We start from the raw sequence: 20,804 nt of genomic DNA, 5'->3' as shown, positions 1-20,804 counted from the left end.
ATATTGCCGGGTAGACACTACCCGGCGATATTTCACGTTATAAATCCAGGAACGACCCCAGACGATAGCCGCGTTCTGCAATCGCATATTTCAGCGAGGGCGACGTCAGCACGTCAAGTTCCACAAGGCGCGGCCAGCAATAGGCACTTTTACGCACCGTGTTATCGACAAACGCGGGATGCGTCATCATCTCAAACGACCGTTCACCACGTGAAGCAGAAGCATCCAGAACCTGCAAGAACAGCGCTTCGCTGACTTCATCGCCATAAAAATCGCTGCTGTATCCTTCGCTGGTTGGCGCACGACTCAACGTCAAATCGTGAGCAGTTTGCACCTGACGGTCCACGCGCATTGCCACCCCTTTTCGCGCTGCAAACTCGGCGACCAGCGGGAAAATTGCCGGGATCATATGCACATGATGATGGCTGTCAATATGGGTCGGTTCACGTCCGAAAAGATCGACAAAACGATTAAACTGACAATCCAGTTCACGCACAATTTCGTCGAGCGGCAACGTCTCCTGCTCCGCCATCTGCCAAATCCATTTTCCCAGTTGCCCGCTGCGCGTCAGTCCTGGCATCGACGACAGCGGCATTCCGAGCGTCAACACAAAATGCATCCCCACGCCCAGACCCGGCCATTCGCGCGCTAGCGCGGCGGCATGTTCAACCGCTTCGCCGTTGACCAGCGCTGTGGTGGACGTCACCACTCCGTGACGACAGGCTTCAACGATGCCGTAGTTTTGCCCCTTCGACAGGCCAAAATCATCGGCGTTTACGATCAGCAACTTGTCCATTTTTGTCCCTCTTAGCGTTGTTCGCGTTTGAGTTTCTCAACCGTCGCCGCAAAATTAGGCAACCATTTTTCATGCGCCAGGATCATTTCACGAGCCAGCAATTCCGCATCACGATCGGAATGCACCAGCGGGCTGAGATTCAGCGCCAACAACACATCATTCAATTCGCCACTCAGCGCGGCATGGCTGGCAGCCACTTCAAAGCCTTTGATAGTGTGAATCAAGCCCATGACTTTCTCATCAAAATGGGTGATACGCGCATGTGGCGTCGCGCCATCGCGGCCCAAAATGCAGGTCATTTCAACCGCCCAGTCTGCCGGGATATTATCAATATGGCCGTGATGCGGCACGTTCACGTAATGTTCAGCTTGCTTATCATTGTAAATCGCGTTGATCACTTCACAGGCGGCGTCGGAATAGTACGCTCCACCGCGCAGCTCAAGCTCTTTAGGTTTGACGTTCAACTCTGGATCTTTATACAAATCAAACAGCTGTTTCTCGACTTTCTGCACCACCTGCGCACGTGCGCCGCCTTTGTAGTACTCGCCCATTTCAATCGCCAGCATCTCTTTCTGCTTAAAGTAATAGAGCAAGTAAGAGCACGGCAGCAGATTCAGGGAACGAATCAGCCCTTCACTGAACGGCAGATCGAAGATATTTTTCACTGAACCGGCCGTCAGACGTCCCGACGCAACGCCGTCCAGCAGCTCAGCGAAGCGCGATTCGCCGTTGACCAACACGTCTTTGATAAAGACCATGTGGTTGAGACCAAAAAGTTCAATGGAAAGATCGTCACTGTCAGACAGCACCAGCACGTCACGAATAAACATTTTCATGCCGATTGGAATGTTGCACACGCCGATAAAACGTTTAAAACCGGTATGGCGATACACCGCTTCCGTCACCATCCCGGCCGGGTTGGTGAAGTTAATAACCCACGCCTGCGGGCAAATCTCTTCCACATCTTTAATAATGTCAAAAATCACCGGAATGGTGCGCAGGCCTTTAAAAAGCCCTCCAGCTCCATTCGTTTCCTGACCTAAGTAACCGTGGCTCAACGGGATACGCTCGTCGAGTTCACGCGCTTTTAGTTGGCCAACGCGCAGCTGTGTTGTGACAAAATCAGCATCTTTTAACGCCAGACGACGATCGAGCGTTTTATGAATGGTTAACGGAACGCCGGCTTTTTTCACCATGCGCTGGCACAGGTCGAAAATAATATCGAGTTTCTCCTGCCCTTCTTCAACATCCACCAGCCATAATTCGCTCACAGGCAACTCGTGATAACGTTTCAGAAAACCTTCGAGCAATTCTGGGGTATAACTGCTGCCGCCGCCGATAGTCACGACTTTTAATTTCTGTTGCATAATATCTCCCTTAGCGTAATCAGGATAACTGCCTGCAAAGTATAGCGTGTCATTCCCGCTATAATATGGGCAAGCAATTACGTCAATATTGATGGCGATTCACACCGCCCAAATTTAATTGATGACCGTTAAACTTTTACGATAACTACTTGGTGTAAAAGAGGTGAATTTTTTAAAGGTTTTAATAAACAGACTCGGACTGCTATATCCCGACTCATATGCGATATCGGTGATAGAATAGTTGGTGATTTCGAGCTGTTTTTTGGCAAAATTAATGCGAATGCCGTTAATAATTTGCACCGGCGTTTTTTGATAATAACGCTGCGTGGCGCGGGTAAGATACTCTTGCGATTTACCCGACAGGGCGATCATATTTTCCAGCGCGTTATCGCCAAACTGCATTTTGTCATGCATTAATTCAACGGTACCACGGAGCCATTGCGGAATGTCATCGGCAATCTGCTGTTCATCACGATGATGGCGCAATCGGTTCATCACATAAAAGGTGACCGTCTCGATAAATTCGTCAAATTCATTGTCACGGAAATTCAATGATGCAATTACCGTTTCAATCCACGTCAGGAATTCATTTTTGACGCGATAAACCTGCGAGGCAACAAAGCAGAATGGCACCAGCGGTAAATAATGTTTTTCGAAGAAGCGTCGGCTTACGCCAACATTGAGAATACGCGTGGCACCAAATTCATAAAAACTCTGGTGATACGATCCCATCGGCAGGAAAACAAAGTCACCACGCTCCAGCAGCACCCGCTTGCCGTTGATTTCCTGATAGTAACGACCGGTCAGAACAATGGTGAATTCGTAGTAATCATGCTGGTGCAGGCCGCTGACGCTTTCCGTTTTATTGTAGATAACCACGTGAAAATTCTTGCCATTAAACAACTGCTGCTCAAGTGCGGTTTTAATTTCCATCGTGTTTACCTCCTGCGGCCTGACTTATTTCATCTTCTCGTGAAGCTCGATCAACTCTGCGACAAGTTCGCGTGCCAGCATTGACGTCATCAGATGATCCTGGGCGTGAACTAACACCAGACTGACTTTCATTTTACCTTCGCCCTGGTCGCTTTCAATCAGCTTTGTTTGCACCAGATGCGCTTCGTTAAGCGCGGTACGCGACTGCGCCATCATGGTTTTCGCGGCCTCGAAATCGCCCTGTTTCGCCTGCTTCAGCGCAGCGTATGCCAGGCTACGTGCTTGTCCAGAATTGATGATAAGACCCATCACCACTTCTTCGAGGTCGTTTTCGGCGGCTTCTTCTGCCACGATAGTATCCAAATCAAACATCTTCATCTCCTTTTACCGCCGCGGGTTGCCCCGCGGCCTGACAATCTTAGAATTTCAGTGCGTTAGCAATATCTTCTTCACTTTCCTGCTCATCAATCACCGCCTGAGCCTTATTAGATACCGCCACGAACGGCAGGTAGACCAGCGTTGAAACACCCAGGTTGAACAAGGCCACACAGAGTGCGGCAACACTGCCGTTACTGTTGAAGAAGGCGCCAAGACCGGTTGGCATTGTCCACGGCGCGAGGTTGGTCACGGGTGGGATTATCCCCATCGAGTAGGCAGCCAGGGTAATGGCGGCCAAAATCGGCTGAACCAGCACGAAAGGAATAAACATCACCGGGTTCATAATAATCGGTAAACCAAACAGTATCGGCTCGTTAATCTGGAAGATGCCTGATGGCAGCGCCAGCTTCGCAACCTGACGATGATCCGCGCGGCGTGAACCGATAAAGATGGCGATAATCAGTCCCAGCGTTGCCCCGGAGCCACCCAGCAGAATATAGGAATCCAGCATCGGTTTAGCCCAGAAGTGGAACTCTTTCCCTGCGGCAATTGCAGCTTCAACAGAACCATACTGGTTATAGAGGGCGATATTCTCCAGCGCCCACGGGGTCATGATGCCGTTGTCCAGCGCGGTGAGTGCCAGCGAGCCGTGTACGCCGAAGAACCACAACAGTGAGTTAAAGATGACATAGGCCCACCCCACCACACTGCCCATCGACGCCAGCGGTCTGGAGACAGAATCCATGATGATCTGGTGGAAGTTATTTCCGTGGTTGGCTAATAGCCAGGAGATAATACCGAATACGGATAAGATCAAAAAACCGGGAATTAAGGCTGAGAAAGAGCGTGATACTGACGCAGGCACGCTATCAGGCAAAGTAATGACCCAATTGCGACGAATAACAAAGGTAAACATCTCCGCAACGATCAGGCCAATGATCATCCCGGAAATAATATTCTGACCCCCCAGCCAGTTTGCACCGACAGCATAAGCTTCACCGACACTGTATGGCGTCACGGTCATAAAAGCCGCCACGGCTAACAGACCCGCCGCCATCGGGTCAACTTTGCGTTCCTCTGCTAATGCTGAACCAATGAAAAATGGTGCCATCAGCGACATAATGCCTAACGTACCGTTATATACGTTACCACCAATAGCTTTAAAACCGTTCAGCGTTTCAATGGTAGAGGCATCCAGACGAATGCCCATAGAATAGAAAAACGAACCTTCACCAAAACTTAAAAAGACGTTATTGATTAAAACGAACATGGCCCCAGCCAGGGTCAGCGGCATTAATTTAATAAAACCATTTTTAATCGCATTAATATGAGGCTGCTTCCCTATTCTTACAGCAAAAGGAAGAAGTACCTTTTCAAGAGAGCCAATAAAATTACTCATAGAATTGCCCTTAAAAGCCGCAATAAATTATTGCGGCGTAAGTGTGTGAAATAACTCTTTGACGGGAAAATAAAATATTTTAATTAGCGGCAGCTTTTTTAATGGATGCAACTGCAGCTTTAAGAACACCCAGACCATCGATTTTGCCGTACAGCGCAGAATCGATCACTTCAACAGGTTTATTCGGCAATAAACGCTGAATTTCTGGCAGCATATAGGCAATTTGTGGTCCCAGTAGGATGACATCCGCAGCCGGGCCTTTTTCACCTGCCAGCGTTTCAGGAAACGCTTCAATCACCACAGGAACATCGTACTTTTCAGCTTGCGCGCGCATTTTTGACACCAGTAACGACGTTGACATGCCCGCAGAGCAAAACAGATAGATATGTTTCTTTTCCATAGCCACTTCCCTCTTGTATGACCACCCACTATCACCAGATTGACACCTGCGGGCGTTACACTTGTTTGTCATTGAAATCGAGTATACGGCAAGGCGGGGTGAGGTGATAATTCGCGGTTAATCAAAATTGTCTCTCCTTGACCTGTCGTTTTGACTGCCCTCACAGTTTATGTAAATAATTCGCGCAAATAAATAAGATTCGTCAATGCATAAAAAAACCGGCCAGTTGGCCGGTTTGTTCAGATGCTCAGGCTAAAACGTTATTTTGCTTTCGGTGCCTGTGGATCGGTATCATACTCAGCACAGGTCTGATAACCCGAGTTGATCACGTGTCCAGTATCATCCAACGCGACAAAATAGGTTTCTGCTTTACCGTCACGTTGACCCAGAATGTAAGTCTGGCAAGTCCCACGCGCATGAATCATGGTCACTTCTGAAGAAGGTTTACCCGCTACCTGCATCACCTGCGCGCGGCTCATGCCTTTTTTCACATCTTTAACGACCGGCTGTGTAAATTGATCGGATGTACGATCATAAGCTGTACAACCTGCCAGCATAGTCAATACCGCCGCTGCACCTAAAATTCCCGCTACGTTCTTGTTCATATTCTTCCGTCCTCTTGTTTATCAGCGCTTGTTAATCAGCGTGTTATCTAAGCATGGGATAAAAATGTCTATTCATCAACTTTACGAGCGAAGCAGAGTGTTTTTCGGAAAATTCTAATAAAACAACGATAAGCGACAAAATCGTCTTAATTTGCCCCTCTCGAAACTGTGATCCTTGTCGTTTTCCGCCCAAAGGGTTAATTTTGACACATCACACAGTGTGCTTTTTTGCTAATGGAGGGCGTAATGGCTCTGCAACAAGAAATTATTCAGGCGCTTGGCGTCAAGCCTGCCATTGATGCCGATGCGGAAATTCGTCGCAGCATCGATTTTTTGAAAGCCTATTTGAAAACAAACTCGTTTCTGAAAACGCTGGTGTTAGGCATCAGCGGCGGTCAGGACTCTACGCTTGCCGGTAAACTTTGCCAGCAGGCTATTTCGGAATTGCGCCAGGAAACAGGTGATGCGTCGCTGCAGTTTATCGCGGTGCGACTGCCTTACGGTGTCCAGGCCGACGAGCAGGATTGTCAGGACGCCATCGCTTTTATTCAGCCGGATCGCGTGCTAACCGTGAACATCAAAGGTTCCGTGCTTGCCAGCGAGCAAGCGCTACGCGAAGCGGGCCTTGAACTCAGCGATTTCGTGCGCGGCAATGAAAAAGCGCGTGAGCGAATGAAAGCGCAATACAGCATCGCCGGGATGACCAAAGGCGTAGTGGTAGGCACCGATCACGCAGCGGAAGCCGTAACGGGCTTTTTCACCAAATATGGTGACGGCGGTACCGACATTAACCCGCTTTTCCGCCTCAACAAGCGCCAGGGAAAACAGTTACTGGCCGCGCTTGGCTGCCCGGAACACCTTTACCTGAAAGCCCCTACCGCCGATCTGGAGGACGACCGCCCTTCTCTACCGGATGAAGCCGCGCTTGGCGTCACGTATGAAAATATCGATGATTATCTGGAAGGGAAAACGTTGGATGAGACCATCGCCCGTACGATCGAGGGCTGGTATCTGAAAACCGAGCATAAGCGTCGCCCACCGATTACGGTCTTCGACGACTTCTGGAAACGTTAAACACCATTAAGAGGCGGCCATTGCCGCCTCTTTTTTAACCACTCGCAACCTGCTACACTGTATAGCTGAACAGTATACGGAGTTTTTTGTGAGCAGGCGTCAATCTGCCCCGCGACTTGAGTTTGAAGCGGCGGCCATCTACGAATACCCAGAACATCTTCGCCCCTGGCTTGAGGCGCTTCCAAAACAGCCCGGCGTCTATTTCTTTCATGGCGAGAGCGACGCCATGCCGCTCTATATCGGCAAAAGTATAAATATCCGCAGTCGGGTGTTATCGCATCTGCGTACGCCTGACGAGGCCGCGATGCTGCGCCAGTCGCGGCGAATTACCTGGATGCAAACTGCGGGCGAGTTGGGTGCATTACTGCTTGAAGCGCGTCTGATCAAAGAGCAGCAGCCGCTGTTCAATAAACGCTTGCGTCGCAATCGCCAGCTGTGCTCACTGCAAATCACCGGTGGGAAACCGCAGGTGGTTTATGCCCGAGACGTGGATTTCTCCCACGCACCGGGCCTGCATGGCCTGTTTGCCAATCGCCGTGCTGCATTGCAAGCGCTGCAAACGCTCGCCGATGCGCAGCAACTTTGCTATGGCGTGCTGGGGCTGGAATCACTCACTCGCGGGCGAGCCTGTTTCCGCTTTGCGCTTAAGCGATGTGCAGGTGCATGCTGCGGTAAAGAAAGTATTGAACAACACGATGCGAGATTAAGGGAAGGTCTGGCGGCGCTGAGCGTCACCTGCTGGCCATGGCAAGGCGCCATTGCGCTGAAAGAAACCCGCGATGATATGACGCATTATCACATCATTCATAACTGGTTCTGGCTGGGTGCCGTCGACACATTAGATGATGCGACGGCACTCCTGCGCGCCCCAGCCGGGTTTGATCACGATGGTTATAAAATCCTGTGCAAACCGCTGCTCGCCGGTGGGTATGAAATCATTGAACTCAGTGTCCCGGAAGCCAGGTAATTTCGCTAAACAACAGCGTCCCTTCAGATTCCAGTAAACGTAGCGTGTGCGTTCCGTCCTGCCAGCTCGCGCCCTGATCGGCTGTCAGGAGTTTGTCCCCTAACTGCCACGCGCCACTCAGCACAAACGCCACGCCCCCGCGTGAGGCAAACGTCGTAAAGGTGCGATCGGCGACGCGCACTTTTGCCCGGCAACAGTCGCGCTTCGTCATGATATTGAAATCCATTGACATCCGCCCTTCGGTGAGATTCGCCTTCACCGGATGGTCACCCGCAAAGCTAAACGGCTGGTGCCGTTTCAGGGTATGGCAGAACGCATGCCCCGCATCCAGCGTCACTTCGCCACCTTCAAGAAGTGTGATAACCCGATCGACACCTGGAAAAAGAGAGAATTCGCCGTTGCTGGCGATAGAAGCAATACTGGCACGCCAGTGAAAATCACGCGTCGCAGATGGAAAACAGCAAATCTCGCGCGTCTCGCCAGCCCCGTTTCGCCAGAGATTAACCGGCATTTTACGGATATCAAAAAAATCCATCACCACTCCTGAAAGGCGCAACTCGCACCAGGGCGACACTGCGTGAATGTCGCTATCTTGATTGTTATCGTTGGGTCATTACAGATGCATTATCGGCAGCAATGCAAGGAGGCCTTAGTGTGGCGCTAAAAAAAACACTAACGCCATGACTCTCTTAAACATTATCCAAACCGTTTACAGGAGCATACCGTGCTGGTGGCGCGTGACAAGAGGGTGAGAAAGAAAAAACCGCCGGACCTGTCCACCGCGATTACGCTTTTGTGAACAGGATTCCGGCGGTCTTATATGTGTTGAGCTGATTATTCAGCTGGCGGAGCCATTTTACCTTCTGGCGCAGGACGTTCTGTCAGACGCTTCTCAAAATTGGCATTGAATTGTTTTTTCTGTTCCGGGGTCAGAATGTTGTAAATCTTATTCTGCGTTTCCATACGGGCCAACATGCCGGCTTTGTGCTGCTCAGCCATCTTGTCGATTTGCGCTTCCGCTTTTGCTTTGTCAAACGTATTGCTCGCAATGATATCGTGCATTGCGCGGCGCTCTTCCAGCGGAGGACGTTTCATCTGATCGCGCTGGCTTTTCATGATCTCGCGGACCTGCTGTTTCTGCGCATCCGTCAGGTTCAGATCTTTAAACATCATGTCGTGATGCATACCCGGCTTGCCTTTATGGTGCATCATCTTGCTATCAGCGGGTGCGGCGGTTGTCGTCGCGGTGTCTGCGGCGAACGCCATGCTGGTAGCGCCCAGAGCCAGGGTAGAAGCAACAAACAGTGCAGTTAATTTACGCATAATTTTTTGTCCTTACTTTCAGTTATTCTTCGGCGCTATGCCGTGTTGACGAGATTAACTTTACGGGGTTTATCGTCAATAAATCAGAGCAACGGTAAAACAATGAAAGTGTAAAAAACAAATTATAGCCAAATGTGGAGGAATTAAGGATAAAGCGTGGAGAGTTGAAACAAAAATAGGCAAATAGCTGACTTTAAAGAGATTATGGAGGAGTATACCGAGCTTCAGATTAATAATAAAGCGATTAACCAGGAATAATCTGTAAATAGTGTTAGTGAGAGGGAGATTTACGCAAACAGTGTGGGCAACGATGATTTTCTGGCATCCCCATAGATTTCGATACACGAAGAGAAGAAGACCCTCTTCAGGACACTCATAACGTAAGTACATTGCGATGGACGTCTAAATAAATTGATTTAACAACGCCTTAAATGAAGGCAACGTAGTTGACTTGATATTGTTATTATTATGATAGGTAAAGCAGCGTATATATGAACGGCCAATCACCTCAATATCAATGCCCTCTAGTCGTACAAAATTAGCTAACTTTTCAGTTGAAAGTATCATTCCTTTGCCTTCCCGAATAAAAGACAACAAAGAAAATAAATCATGATTATGTTCAATAAAATCCGGTTCAATGTCCGTAAAGCTTAAGATCTCTTTAATTCTTGACTTATGATAATGCGTATACTGATCTTTCCAGACAAAGAATTTGTTGTTATAACAATTATCATTAGATGTTCTATGCAGAATAACGTGGTGGCATCCATGCCAGGAATCACAGAGAGATCTATTTTCAGTCTCGAGTTGCCGAAAGGAGATTATCGCAGCGTTGTGCTTGCAATTAATTGAGAGCAGATCCTCAGAAGTAACCACCTCCCTTTTTATTTGAAACTTGAGGTTTTCTGAGTGAACAATCCTTTGCATATAATGGAAAAAACTATAAGGCACTGACATATCGAAATGAATGGAGGTGTACGAATCCTGCGCTAATTTTGTGAACTCCTCTTCAAAAGCCATTAATCTTTGATACGCTGGCAAACAACGATTGTAGCAGTCCCAGGCAAGCGCGGTAGGATCTAATCCATTATATTTTCTGATAAATAACTTCCCGCCTAATGAATACTCAAGCTCTGACAACACCTTGCTAAGCGGGGATTTTGTTATGCACAATGCCTCAGCCGCACGTCCAAAATTTTTTGTTTCCATGATAACCATAAAGTAACGCATTTTTTTCGACAAAAATATACCCATGCCAAGCCTCATAAAAATGCAATATCATTGCGCCGATTATTATTTCAGATGTAACAATAACCGCGCCCTCATTAAAAAACCATTCACCCGATTCACTTTTTATTATCAAAGTAATCAACCTGAGCATTATCGGTTAAAAAATCTGTAAGCATCATAGAGTTAATGGCTTTAAAAGCTACCGCTAGTGTAGCCAAACCGTCATTTCATGCAAATACTTATTTTGTAAAAAATAAATATTTTCAAAGAGTACCATTGCCTGTCACCTTTCGGGAAATGCCTCCGATACATAAAACACCATTAAAACCATTAAAACCATTAAAACCATTAAAACCATTAACGCCATCAAAATAAACATTCACCAATAATAAAAAGATGAACAGTTGAATATAATTTACCTTACAGTCATTCCCCTGCATGTTCAAAAAGCATCCTCCCCAACCCTTACCCCTTATATTTATAGTGTTATTTAGATCGTTTCCAAAAATGAAACGTGTATTGTAAAAAATGACAAATCCACGCCTGAAATCGGAGGCAAGATAAAGCTCTCAACACAAATTTTTATTCCTGTTGGGAAATGCAAAATGGATCAATATTTTACGCAAGAAACTAATTCTCTAATAAATAAGGACTAGATTATGAAAAATTCAGCTCAAGCCGTCATTGCTTATGCAACATGGGAGTCAGGCGAAACGCCAACCCCGTACTATGACAACTGCATTATTACGCTTTATAACATGACCACAGCCGACATTATTGATCCAGAAATTAGTTTTGTTCTGGCTGATAACCAGCAACCCAGTCAGAATCGCAACTTTATATATACACAAGATGGTAACACCATTTCCGGAACACTGACGGATCAAAACACAATTCCAGCGAACCAGGGAAGCGTGAGCTTTACGATAGGCATCAACGGCGGTGACCCTTTAGGCCCACTCCCCTCTCACTTTATTATCAACGGCGCTTCCGCAGATGTTCCTGCAGACTCGCAAGCGCCTTCAATTCCACAGAACGTCACCGTGATTAACACCGGCGCGAAAAACGCCTCACTAACGTGGGCAGCATCAACGGATGATACCTTAGTGGTGGGTTATTTAATCGAATACTCTGATGGAAAAAATCCGCAGAAAATCTCGGTTGACACCACCAGCGGAACCATTACCGGATTAACGGAAAGCACACAATTCACCGCCAGTGTAAAATCTGTTGATATCGCGGGTAACCAATCAGACGCCTCCGCAACCGTTTCATTCACGACTCAAGATCCCGTCCCTGATGCCGGAGAATATAGTTTCTCTGTTGCCCCTTATATTGACTATATGGCGTGGCCTCAATTAACAACAGGGGCCTGTTATGACGCATCGGGTATAAAAAATTATACGCTAGCCTTTATCGTGACGGGGAAAAATAGCGTTGATGGTTCTTTGATGCCTTCATGGGGCGGTCAAAGTGAACCACAATATGATGCAAGGACGAGTAGCATTGCACTGGATGATATCAGTACGCTCAGGGCGAATGGCGGTGATGTTGCAATCTCATTTGGCGGTGCTGCCGGTGTTATTCTTGAGCAATCTGTTGAAGATATCGGAACACTTATCAGCTGGTATCAACAAATCATTGATAATTACGCGTTAAAGCATATTGACTTCGATTTTGAAGGTTCAGCACTCGCTCAGACTGCAGCTTTATCCCGACATGTTGTGGTGATTGAGGCAATTATGCGCGCAAACCCCGCGTTGCAGGTTTCCTATACCCTCCCGGTGGATGGGCAGACGGACCCGGCAAGTCAGGGGTTAAGCTCCTACGGTCTGGATTTTATTAATATGCTTACCAACGAAGGCATCTTACCCTCAATGGTCAATGGCATGACGATGGACTTCGGTCAGGGCGCACCAGCGGATATGTTCACTGGAGTAAAATATGCCCTTGATGCACTGAATAGCCAGGTCGTACAGACCTGGCCGCAGCTGACAATAGAACAAGCATGGCGCCGAATGGGTGCGACGCCAATGTTCGGCGATAATGATGTTCAGGGGCAAACCTTTACGACCGCTAATCAATCACAGCTGCTGGATTATGCGCAACAGGTTAATCTTGGCATGCTCTCGGGCTGGAGCGAGAACCGTGACCACGATTTATTTGCATGGGCATATAGTCTACTTATCACAGGCTATCTTAACGCACGCTAATTGACGCATCATCCGTCATTTGATGTGTACGTCCTGGCCGCAACGTTGTGCGTTGCGGCCCGTTCTGAACACGTAATCTACAGCTCATCAGCTATGTCACTTCGCTATTATCGTACCCCGTCTATATTCTGGCACAGGCTGTAGCCTCTCTTTGTTTCCGCTTTTTTACGATAATTTCTCGAGCATCAACCCAGCCCGCAGGCCGAAGGCTACCGAGGGGTTAGGGAATAACACGTATTCCGTCGTTTTCTGCACTTCGTAGCGCTCGTCACCGTCTTGCGCTAATACGACGCCATGCCGAAAAGGGGTGAAGTTCAACGTATGCGCCGCCATGTGTAGCTGGAAGGCCTCGCTGCGGCGGGTGATCTGCTGCACGACCCGATAGCGCTCGACGGTTCCTGAATGATGTTCAGGCTCGTTTCCGGATAGCAGGGCACGCAGCGCCAGATGCGTTGGCGCAAAGCGTGAAAGATCGTTCTGCCCGAACGGCAGCGCTTTTCCCAGCTCCAGCGTACAGGCCAGCGCACCAAAATTCTCGCAGGTAAAATGGGTAAATGTCCCGCCAGGTGACTGATGGAAGACCAGCGCCTCAAGACCCGCATCCCCCAGCCAGCCAAGGAAAGACTCATCCCAGGGCTGGTTGCGCTGCGGCATAACGCCGAAACGCACGTGATAAGACGCACGAATGGCGGTATGCAGATCGAGATGCCAGCGATCAGGACCCGCCGTGGCAAAAAACTCGCGCACGCTGTTTTCAAGCTGAAGTGCCCGCGCAGGCTCATCACCAGGCGGAAACTGCGCCCCGCGTCCACCAAACATCCGGTTGATATCACTTTCCAGATAGCGCTTGTTTTGCGCCAGCGCCGGGGGATTCCCCAGCACCACCAGCACGCGGCAGCGCAAAGAAATGTCACCGTTAAAAAGTGCTCGCAGCAGTAAATCGACAATCTCAACCGGTGCGGTTTCATTGCCGTGAATCCCGGCTGAAAGCACTAAAGACCGCTCACAGGCGTCAAAAGGGATCAGTTCAAGTAACCCGCGCCCGGACCATATCCAGTGAAACGTCGGCCCCGCACCTTGCCGCGCAGCAGGCGTTTCATCCGCCAGCGTCAGCGCCAGTAAATTCTGCATAATCTCTCCTCAGCGCTGGAACGGGTAAACCGATCCGAGGTGCAGGATCGTCGTTAAGGCATCCAGCGCCTCACGCCCTTCGCGCAGCAGATGCGGATCGACCAAATCCGCCTGCGTTAAGCGATCGCGATAATAACGATCGACCCAGTCGTTGAGCGTATTGAATAAGGTATCGTTCATCAGTACCGCCGGATTGACGGCGCGGATTTCGTCCGGCGTCAGCACCACCCGCAGGCGTAAACATGCGGGGCCTCCGCCGTTCGCCATACTTTCGCGCAGATCGAACACGTTAAGCCCGCTGATGGGATTATCGCCCTTGACCAGCTCGCTGAGATAGCGCCATACGCCCTGATGATTTTGCGACTCCTGCGGGAGAACCAGCAGCATACTGCCATCCTCACGGCTCAGCAGCTGGCTGTTAAACAGATAGGTTTCCACCGCGTCCTGCACGCTGACGGCACTTGTCGGCACCTGAATTGGCGTAAAGCCCGGCACGCGCTCGGCCAGGGTAGCCAGTAATTTCTCCTGCTGGGCAAACGCCTGCTCGTGGCAAAACAACACCTGACGATTTGAAACCGCAATCACGTCGTTATGAAACACGCCCCGATCGATAACCTGTGGATTTTGCTGCGCAAACACCACCTGCCCCGGGTTGACCTGATTCAGACGCGCAACGGCCTGGCTCGCGGCCAGGGTCTGGCGCGCCGGATAACGGGACGGCGCGACGTGTCCATTATCATCGCGGCCATAAATAAAAAGCTGCGTGGAAGGTTCGCCGTAGTCCCCGCCCAGACGGTTATGGTTGGCTGCCCCTTCATCACCAAACATCGCCACCTGGGGCAGCGCTTCGTGCACGCTAAACCGCGCATCATCCTTGAAGATGGCGCGCAGCACCCGCTCGGTGGTGACCGCTTCAGTCGCGCGATGGAATTTATTGTTGAGGTTCGCCACGGTCAGATGCACTTTTCCGTCCAGCGTATCTGCCGATGGCGCAACGGTGGCTGCATTAGCCACCCACATTGACGATGCTGAACTGGCCGCCGAGAGCAGGTGCGGCGCTTGCGTTCCGGCTTTTTCGACGACCTGCTCATCGCTGCCGCTAAAACCGAGCTGGCGCAGCACCTCGACGTTTGGGCGTTCCTGCGGCGGGATCACCGCCTGCACAAAACCCGCGTCCGCCAGCGCTTTCATTTTTTGCAGCCCCTGCTTGGCCGCCAGCTTTGGATTCGAGACCTGGAATCGGTGTTTCGTCGAGGCTTCGTTGCCAAACGACAATCCGGCGTAATGGTGGGTCAGCCCCACCAGCCCGTCAAAGTTGACTTCACGCGCTTTCATGACGATTCCCCTGGGTAAAATCGAGTCCTGGGTTGAGCGTTTCCGGCAGCGTCAGAGCGGGTGTTTCCAGGCTGGCCATCGGCCACGCACAGTAATCGGCGGCATACCACGCGCTGGCGCGATGATTACCGGATGCGCCCACACCACCAAATGGCGCGGTGCTCGCGGCTCCGGTCAACGGTTTGTTCCAGTTCACAATCCCCGCGCGTGCTTCAATCAGCAGTTGATCAAACTTCTCGCGATCGGGTGAAATCAGGCCGCTCGACAGGCCATAGCGCGTGTTGTTTGCCATCGCGATTGCGCTGTCGAAATCATCGTAACGCCAGACACACAGCAGCGGGCCAAAGACCTCTTCATCCGGTACATCCCGTGCATCCGACATATCAATGATGCCCGGCGTTAACAGGGATGTTCCTGGTTGCATCAGCGTGGGTTCCAGCAGCGTTTTCGCGCCACGCGCCACGTGTTCGCGCCAGGCCTGAATGACGTTATTGGCAGCCTGTTCGGAAATCAGCCCGCCGATAAACGGCTGCGGCTCGGCGTCCCATGCGCCAGGCACCAGACGCGCGGTCACCTCAATGAGACGCGCCAGGAAAGCATCGCCCTGCGCGCCGTTTTTCACCAGCAGACGACGGGCGCACGTGCAGCGCTGTCCGGCGGTGACAAACGCCGACTGAATAGCCAGATGCACAGCGGCGTCAATATCATCAGGATCTTCAACAATCAGGGGATTATTGCCGCCCATTTCCAGCGCCAGAATTTTCTCCGGCTGGCCTGCCAGCTGGCGATGCAGCTGATATCCGGTTCCTGCGCTGCCTGTGAACAGCAAGCCGTCGAGATCGCCTAACGCGCTCAGCGCCTGGCCGGTTTCACGTCCACCCTGAACCAGATTGAGCACGCCCGGAGGAAGGCCAGCCTGTTCCCAGAGTTTCACAACCGCTTCACCGCTCCACGGCGTCAGTTCGCTCGGCTTAAAAATAACCGTATTCCCTGCCAGCAGCGCGGGCACAATATGGCCGTTGGGCAGATGCCCCGGGAAATTGTACGGGCCGAAGACCGCCAGCACGCCGTGCGGACGATGGCGAAGCGTTGCGGCGCCGTCGGCCATATCGGTATGCTGTTCGCCGGTGCGGGTGTGATAGGCCTTAACCGAAATAGCGATTTTATTGATCATCGCCGTGATTTCGGTCGTCGCCTCCCAGCGCGGCTTGCCGGTTTCGCGGGCAATAATGCTGGTCAGCTCTGCCTTATTCGCTTCCAGCAGCGTCGCGAATTTTTCGACGATCGCCTGACGCGCCGTAAATGGCAGTTTTGCCCATGCCGGAAAAGCTTTTCTGGCCGCCTGAGACGCCTGTGCTACCTGAGCCGGACTCGCATCAAACCCCTGCCAGAGCCCCTCGTTGCCAACCGGATTGGTCTTCACGCGTCGTTCACCTTCGCCCGTGACCCAGTCGCCATTGATCCATAAACTCATGCTGTTTTCTCCTCGGGGCAAAGTCGCACCAGACGAACGGTATCGCCTGCGTTACATTTCAGGGCGTCCAACTGGGCTGCGGTCAGCACCAGACGTTCACATTTCGGGTTGGTATGGATCAGCATCGCGCGAAACTGATCGTACTGCTCGTTCGCCACCAGACAAGCGGGCCATTCACCGGGGGCGGGCTGGCCTTCTGCCACCGTCACCAGACGGCTTTTACGGATGGCACGCACGCGGTCGACGTCGCATTCCAGCGTCGGGCCACCGTCAAAAATATCGACATAGTTATGGTAGCGAAAACCTTCTTTCTCCAGCACCGCGCGAGCGGGCGCGGTCTGCGGATGGACCTGGCCAATTACCGCCTGCGCTTCTGGACTTAAAAAGTCGGTGTAGATCGGATGTTTCGGCATTAATTCGGCGATAAACGCTTTCTGCCCTGTTCCGCACAAATAGTCGGCTCGGCTAAATTCCATCGAGAAGAAGCGTTCGCCCAGGCTTTCCCAGAACGGGGAGTAGCCCGTTTCATCAATAACGCCGCGCATTTCCGCCACCACTTTTTCGTTAAAGCGATCGCGAAACGCGGCCATGAACATAAAGCGGGATTTCGAGAGCAGATAGCCGTTGCCCTCTTTGCGCCAGTCGGGGTCAAGAAATAAAGTGCAGAGTTCGCTGCTGCCGGTGTGATCGTTGCTGAGGAAAAGCGTCGGCAGCGCGTTATAAACATTCAGCTCTTTCGATGCGTGAACCAGCGTGCCGACGCGGTAGTTGTACCACGGGTCATTAAGACCTACCGCCACCTCGATAGCGCAGATCCCGACCACGGTCCCGGTATCAGACTCTTCCAGAACAAAGACGTAGCCTTGTTCACTTTTTGGCAGCGTCCCTTGCCAGGTTTGCAGGGCGCGGTCGATACGAGACGACAGCGTTTTTTCATCGGCAGGAAGCGAGGTCAACCCGCCTCCCGTCTTACCGGCAAGCTGCATGAGTCCGGCGAGATCGCCGCGCTCAACGGGACGGATAACCATCATGATGACACCCCGGATTTCACCTGTTCACAGGCCAGTGCAAAACGGTCTAAACCGGTGGCGACCTCTTCTTCGCTGACGATTAACGCCGGTGCAAAACGCACCACGTTAGCTCCTGCGATGAGCACCATCACGCCCGCTTTTGCGGCTTCCTGTGAAATAAGTTTAGCTTTTCCGGCAAATTCAGCCGTCAGTTCGCAGCCGATCAGCAGCCCCAGACCACGAATTTCTTTGAACATACCGGTTTTACTGTTAATGGCGTTTAGACGCTCCACAAACCAGTCGTGGCGCTGCTTCACGCCCTTTAACACCTCTGGCGTATTGATGATATCCAGCACCTGTCCAGCCACCGCCGACGCCAGCGGGTTACCGCCGTACGTCGTGCCGTGCGTGCCCACGACCATCACGCTGGCACATTTGTTGGTCGTCAACATTGCCCCAATCGGGAATCCACCACCAAGTGCTTTGGCTGTCGACAGCACATCCGGCGTCACGCCGTAGTGCATATACGCATACAGCTCGCCGGTACGACCGACACCGGTCTGGACTTCATCAAAAATCAGCAGCGCATTGTGGCGATCGCACAGTTCGCGCAACCCTTGCAGGAACGCTTTATCGGCAGGCACCACGCCGCCCTCACCCTGCATCGGCTCGACGATCACCGCGCAGGTATTGTCATTTATCAGCTCAGCTGCAGAGGCCAGATCGTTATAAATGGCGTGACGAATGTCCGGCGGCAGCGGAGCAAAATCCTGTGAATAGGCCGGCTGACCGCCCGCGCTCACGGTAAACAGGGTGCGCCCGTGGAAGGCGTTTTTGAACGCCACAATTCCGCTTTTTTGCGCGCCAAAATGATCGTGAGCGTATTTACGTGCCAGCTTGAGCGCCGCTTCGTTGGCTTCGGCACCGGAGTTACAGAAAAAGATTTTTTCGGCAAAGGTCGCGTCGATCAGTTTTTTAGCCAGGCGCAGCGCAGGTTCGTTGGTATAGCCGTTGCCGGTATGCCAGAACTTCGCGGCCTGATCGTTCAACGCCTGACGCAGCGCCGGATGCGCATGCCCGAGGGCATTCACCGCAATCCCACCGGCAAAGTCGATATACTCTTTACCCTGCTGGTCCCACAGGCGTGAGCCTTCACCCCGTACCGGAATAAAAGCCGCCGGAGCGTAAACCGGCATCATCCATTCATCGAAATTTTCACGCGTAATTGACAGAGACATAGCGACCTCATCCGGTAAATTAAAAGTTATTCAAATGTTAAATAATTGAGTGCTTGCACTGTGAATGTAGATTGCAGAGTTCGTGCCAGCCAGCGATAAAATTGCATAAATGGGTTGGGAGGACGGAATATCAATAAGTTAAGCATTACCGCTATTCACTATTAATGCATAAAAAGTGAATATTTTTACAGCAAGCGGCGCTTTGCCGCAGGAAAAACAGAAATATTATTCACGAGCCAAATATTATTCTGGATTTGTGATCGCTCGCGAAATTTACCGACCGTTTGCGCCCTGTTTGAGGGCAAGGTGCGTCGAAATGGTGCAAATATTGCACCGTCGGGATTTTCTGTTGCAGTTATTGGTTGAACCCGATAACAGACGACGCAAATTCTGCTAACATCCATGCACTATTCACCTTGCACTGGCAGCGACTATGAAATTTGTCTCTTTTAATATCAACGGCCTGCGCGCCCGCCCTCACCAACTGGAAGCCATCGTTGAGCAACATCAGCCAGACGTGATCGGCCTGCAGGAGACAAAAGTTCACGACGACATGTTCCCCCTCGAAGACGTCGCCAAACTGGGCTACAACGTCTTTTATCACGGGCAGAAAGGCCACTATGGTGTGGCGCTGCTGACCAAACAGACGCCGGTTTCCGTACGTCGCGGCTTCCCCGGTGACGACGGTGAAGCGCAGCGCCGCATTATCATGGCGGAAATTCCCTCTCCGCTTGGGAACATCACCGTCATCAATGGTTATTTTCCGCAGGGCGAAAGCCGCGACCACCCGACAAAATTCCCGGCTAAGGCCAAGTTCTACCAGGATCTGCAGGATTATCTGACGACGGAACTGAACAAAGAGAATCCGGTGCTGATCATGGGTGACGTGAATATCAGCCCAACGGATCTGGATATCGGCATCGGCGAAGACAGCCGCAAGCGCTGGCTGCGGACCGGTAAATGCTCATTCCTGCCGGAAGAACGCGAGTGGATGCAGCGTCTGCAAAGCTGGGGCCTGGTGGATACGTTCCGTGCCGCAAACCCGGATACGCAGGACCGCTTCTCGTGGTTTGACTACCGCTCAAAAGGTTTTGATGACAACCGCGGCCTGCGCATCGACCTGCTGCTGGCCAGCGCACCGCTGGCAGAACGTTGCATCGAAACCGGCATCGATTACGACATTCGCGGCATGGAAAAGCCGTCCGATCACGCGCCAGTCTGGGCGAAGTTCAAACTGTAATCGCCGGTGAAACTGCAAAAAATTCTGTTGATATGCGCCCTGTTGGGCGCATTTTTCATGATTCAGACGCTGCTGCCCCCCGGTTTTCTTTCGCTCGAATCGATCAAAACGCATCAGCTCGCGCTACAGGACTATGTTGAACAGGCTCCCGCACGCAGTGCCGTGCTCTATTTCGCCGCCTACGTGGTGGTCTCTGCCCTGTCGATTCCGGGTGCGGCGCTGCTCACCCTGCTCGGGGGCACGCTGTTCCCGTTTTGGCAGGGCATTCTGCTGGTGTCGTTTGCCTCCACGCTGGGCGCGACGCTGGCGATGCTGACCAGCCGTTATCTTCTGCGCGATGGGGTTCAGCACCGCTTCAGCCATCAACTAAAAACGGTCAATGAGGGGATGGATCGCAACGGTGCATTTTATCTTTTCGCCCTGCGTGTGATGCCCCTTTTTCCGTTCTTCCTGGTCAATTTGCTCGCCGGTTTAACAAGCCTTAGCGTGCGTCGTTACTGGTGGATAAGCCAACTGGCGATGCTACCCGCCACGGTGATATTCCTGAATGCCGGACGCGAACTGGGCAAGTTAACGTCGCTGCGCGATATTCTGTCGCCGGGCATCCTTTTCGCCTTTACACTTTTAGGGTTATTGCCGCTCGTTTCACGCTGGCTGTTTTCTCGCTATTTCCATTCTTCTCATTAACAGG

Annotated in this window: 21 protein-coding genes and 1 pseudogene; 6 read left to right on the top strand and 16 right to left on the bottom strand. The window is 51.3% G+C overall.

From position 1 onward, the window contains the following. Nucleotides 1–37: 37 nt before the first annotated feature. From chbG to osmE, 8 genes and pseudogenes are all read right to left on the bottom strand, one after another. On the bottom strand, nucleotides 38–796 hold the full coding sequence (chbG, locus tag I6L74_RS16885; protein WP_059178211.1) for a chitin disaccharide deacetylase: 759 nt from the start codon (nucleotides 794–796) through the stop codon (nucleotides 38–40). Nucleotides 797–807: 11 nt separating this feature from the next. Continuing rightward, nucleotides 808–2,163 carry a 6-phospho-beta-glucosidase gene (locus tag I6L74_RS16880; RefSeq protein ID WP_059178212.1) on the bottom strand — a complete coding sequence of 452 codons (1,356 nt, stop codon included), beginning with the start codon at nucleotides 2,161–2,163 and terminating at the stop codon, nucleotides 808–810. 114 nt (nucleotides 2,164–2,277) lie between these two features. Next, nucleotides 2,278–3,096: a transcriptional regulator ChbR gene (chbR, locus tag I6L74_RS16875; protein ID WP_059178213.1), complete on the bottom strand. Its 819-nt coding sequence runs from the start codon at nucleotides 3,094–3,096 to the stop codon at nucleotides 2,278–2,280. Between the two features lie 24 nt (nucleotides 3,097–3,120). Next, the gene (gene chbA / locus I6L74_RS16870) at nucleotides 3,121–3,468 is read right to left on the bottom strand and encodes a PTS N,N'-diacetylchitobiose transporter subunit IIA (RefSeq protein WP_059178214.1); all 348 of its coding nucleotides are present in this window, start codon (nucleotides 3,466–3,468) and stop codon (nucleotides 3,121–3,123) included. A 46-nt stretch (nucleotides 3,469–3,514) separates the two neighbouring features. Continuing rightward, nucleotides 3,515–4,873, bottom strand: coding sequence for a PTS N,N'-diacetylchitobiose transporter subunit IIC (chbC, locus tag I6L74_RS16865; RefSeq protein ID WP_059178215.1), 1,359 nt, complete (start codon nucleotides 4,871–4,873; stop codon nucleotides 3,515–3,517). A 10-nt stretch (nucleotides 4,874–4,883) separates the two neighbouring features. Next, a pseudogene (locus I6L74_RS21475) lies at nucleotides 4,884–4,946 on the bottom strand (hypothetical protein); the annotation flags it as partial. Between the two features lie 6 nt (nucleotides 4,947–4,952). Next, entirely contained in the window at nucleotides 4,953–5,345 is a 393-nt protein-coding gene (locus I6L74_RS16860) for a PTS sugar transporter subunit IIB (protein ID WP_072241784.1), read from the bottom strand. Nucleotides 5,346–5,533: 188 nt separating this feature from the next. After that, complete coding sequence (gene osmE / locus I6L74_RS16855) at nucleotides 5,534–5,878, bottom strand: osmotically-inducible lipoprotein OsmE (RefSeq protein WP_059178217.1); 345 nt, start codon at nucleotides 5,876–5,878, stop codon at nucleotides 5,534–5,536. A gap of 246 nt (nucleotides 5,879–6,124) precedes the next feature. Here osmE and nadE point away from each other — a divergent pair, with 246 nt between their 5' ends. Next, the gene (nadE, locus tag I6L74_RS16850) at nucleotides 6,125–6,952 is read left to right on the top strand and encodes an NAD(+) synthase (protein WP_059178218.1); all 828 of its coding nucleotides are present in this window, start codon (nucleotides 6,125–6,127) and stop codon (nucleotides 6,950–6,952) included. A gap of 88 nt (nucleotides 6,953–7,040) precedes the next feature. Further along, nucleotides 7,041–7,919, top strand: a complete 879-nt coding sequence (gene cho / locus I6L74_RS16845) for an excinuclease Cho (protein ID WP_059178219.1) — start codon at nucleotides 7,041–7,043, stop codon at nucleotides 7,917–7,919. Here the strand turns inward: cho and ves are convergent. The 3 genes from ves to I6L74_RS16830 all read right to left on the bottom strand — a co-directional run bounded on the left by ves (nucleotide 7,897) and on the right by I6L74_RS16830 (nucleotide 10,496). Beyond that, complete coding sequence (ves, locus tag I6L74_RS16840; RefSeq protein ID WP_059178220.1) at nucleotides 7,897–8,454, bottom strand: environmental stress-induced protein Ves; 558 nt, start codon at nucleotides 8,452–8,454, stop codon at nucleotides 7,897–7,899. The genes cho and ves overlap by 23 nt on opposite strands. Nucleotides 8,455–8,753: 299 nt before the next feature. Next, complete coding sequence (spy, locus tag I6L74_RS16835) at nucleotides 8,754–9,242, bottom strand: ATP-independent periplasmic protein-refolding chaperone Spy (RefSeq protein ID WP_059178221.1); 489 nt, start codon at nucleotides 9,240–9,242, stop codon at nucleotides 8,754–8,756. Between the two features lie 402 nt (nucleotides 9,243–9,644). Then, the gene (locus I6L74_RS16830; RefSeq protein WP_164841572.1) at nucleotides 9,645–10,496 is read right to left on the bottom strand and encodes a LysR family transcriptional regulator; all 852 of its coding nucleotides are present in this window, start codon (nucleotides 10,494–10,496) and stop codon (nucleotides 9,645–9,647) included. 162 nt (nucleotides 10,497–10,658) lie between these two features. Here I6L74_RS16830 and I6L74_RS16825 point away from each other — a divergent pair, with 162 nt between their 5' ends. Both I6L74_RS16825 and I6L74_RS16820 read left to right on the top strand, forming a co-directional pair. Continuing rightward, nucleotides 10,659–10,847, top strand: coding sequence for a hypothetical protein (locus I6L74_RS16825; protein WP_156421713.1), 189 nt, complete (start codon nucleotides 10,659–10,661; stop codon nucleotides 10,845–10,847). Nucleotides 10,848–11,131: 284 nt separating this feature from the next. After that, on the top strand, nucleotides 11,132–12,685 hold the full coding sequence (locus I6L74_RS16820) for a fibronectin type III domain-containing protein (protein WP_059178223.1): 1,554 nt from the start codon (nucleotides 11,132–11,134) through the stop codon (nucleotides 12,683–12,685). Between the two features lie 165 nt (nucleotides 12,686–12,850). Here I6L74_RS16820 and astE read toward each other — a convergent pair whose 3' ends face one another. Genes astE through astC form a run of 5 tightly spaced genes read right to left on the bottom strand, consistent with a single transcriptional unit; the run spans nucleotide 12,851 to nucleotide 18,873 of the window. Beyond that, nucleotides 12,851–13,816, bottom strand: a complete 966-nt coding sequence (astE, locus tag I6L74_RS16815) for a succinylglutamate desuccinylase (RefSeq protein ID WP_059178224.1) — start codon at nucleotides 13,814–13,816, stop codon at nucleotides 12,851–12,853. A gap of 9 nt (nucleotides 13,817–13,825) precedes the next feature. Further along, nucleotides 13,826–15,151: an N-succinylarginine dihydrolase gene (gene astB, locus I6L74_RS16810; RefSeq protein ID WP_059178225.1), complete on the bottom strand. Its 1,326-nt coding sequence runs from the start codon at nucleotides 15,149–15,151 to the stop codon at nucleotides 13,826–13,828. Then, entirely contained in the window at nucleotides 15,138–16,625 is a 1,488-nt protein-coding gene (gene astD, locus I6L74_RS16805) for a succinylglutamate-semialdehyde dehydrogenase (protein ID WP_059178226.1), read from the bottom strand. Before astD ends, astB begins: the two co-directional genes overlap by 14 nt. Further along, on the bottom strand, nucleotides 16,622–17,656 hold the full coding sequence (astA, locus tag I6L74_RS16800) for an arginine N-succinyltransferase (RefSeq protein WP_059178227.1): 1,035 nt from the start codon (nucleotides 17,654–17,656) through the stop codon (nucleotides 16,622–16,624). The genes astD and astA overlap by 4 nt, the downstream gene beginning before the upstream one ends. Then, on the bottom strand, nucleotides 17,653–18,873 hold the full coding sequence (gene astC, locus I6L74_RS16795; protein ID WP_059178228.1) for a succinylornithine/acetylornithine transaminase: 1,221 nt from the start codon (nucleotides 18,871–18,873) through the stop codon (nucleotides 17,653–17,655). The genes astA and astC overlap by 4 nt, the downstream gene beginning before the upstream one ends. Before the next feature lie 433 nt (nucleotides 18,874–19,306). Here astC and xthA point away from each other — a divergent pair, with 433 nt between their 5' ends. Together xthA and I6L74_RS16785 are read left to right on the top strand one after the other, a co-directional pair. Continuing rightward, a complete protein-coding gene (xthA, locus tag I6L74_RS16790) occupies nucleotides 19,307–20,113 on the top strand; it encodes an exodeoxyribonuclease III (protein WP_059178229.1) in 807 nt (268 codons plus the stop codon). A 57-nt stretch (nucleotides 20,114–20,170) separates the two neighbouring features. Continuing rightward, nucleotides 20,171–20,800: a TVP38/TMEM64 family protein gene (locus I6L74_RS16785; RefSeq protein WP_237730761.1), complete on the top strand. Its 630-nt coding sequence runs from the start codon at nucleotides 20,171–20,173 to the stop codon at nucleotides 20,798–20,800. Nucleotides 20,801–20,804 lie beyond the last annotated feature (4 nt).

Origin of the sequence: Lelliottia amnigena (assembly GCF_019047465.1) — a bacterium.
Lineage (GTDB): Bacteria > Pseudomonadota > Gammaproteobacteria > Enterobacterales > Enterobacteriaceae > Enterobacter > Enterobacter amnigenus.
Note: the sequence above shows the minus strand (reverse complement) of the source record. Positions and strands in the feature narration are given on the sequence as shown.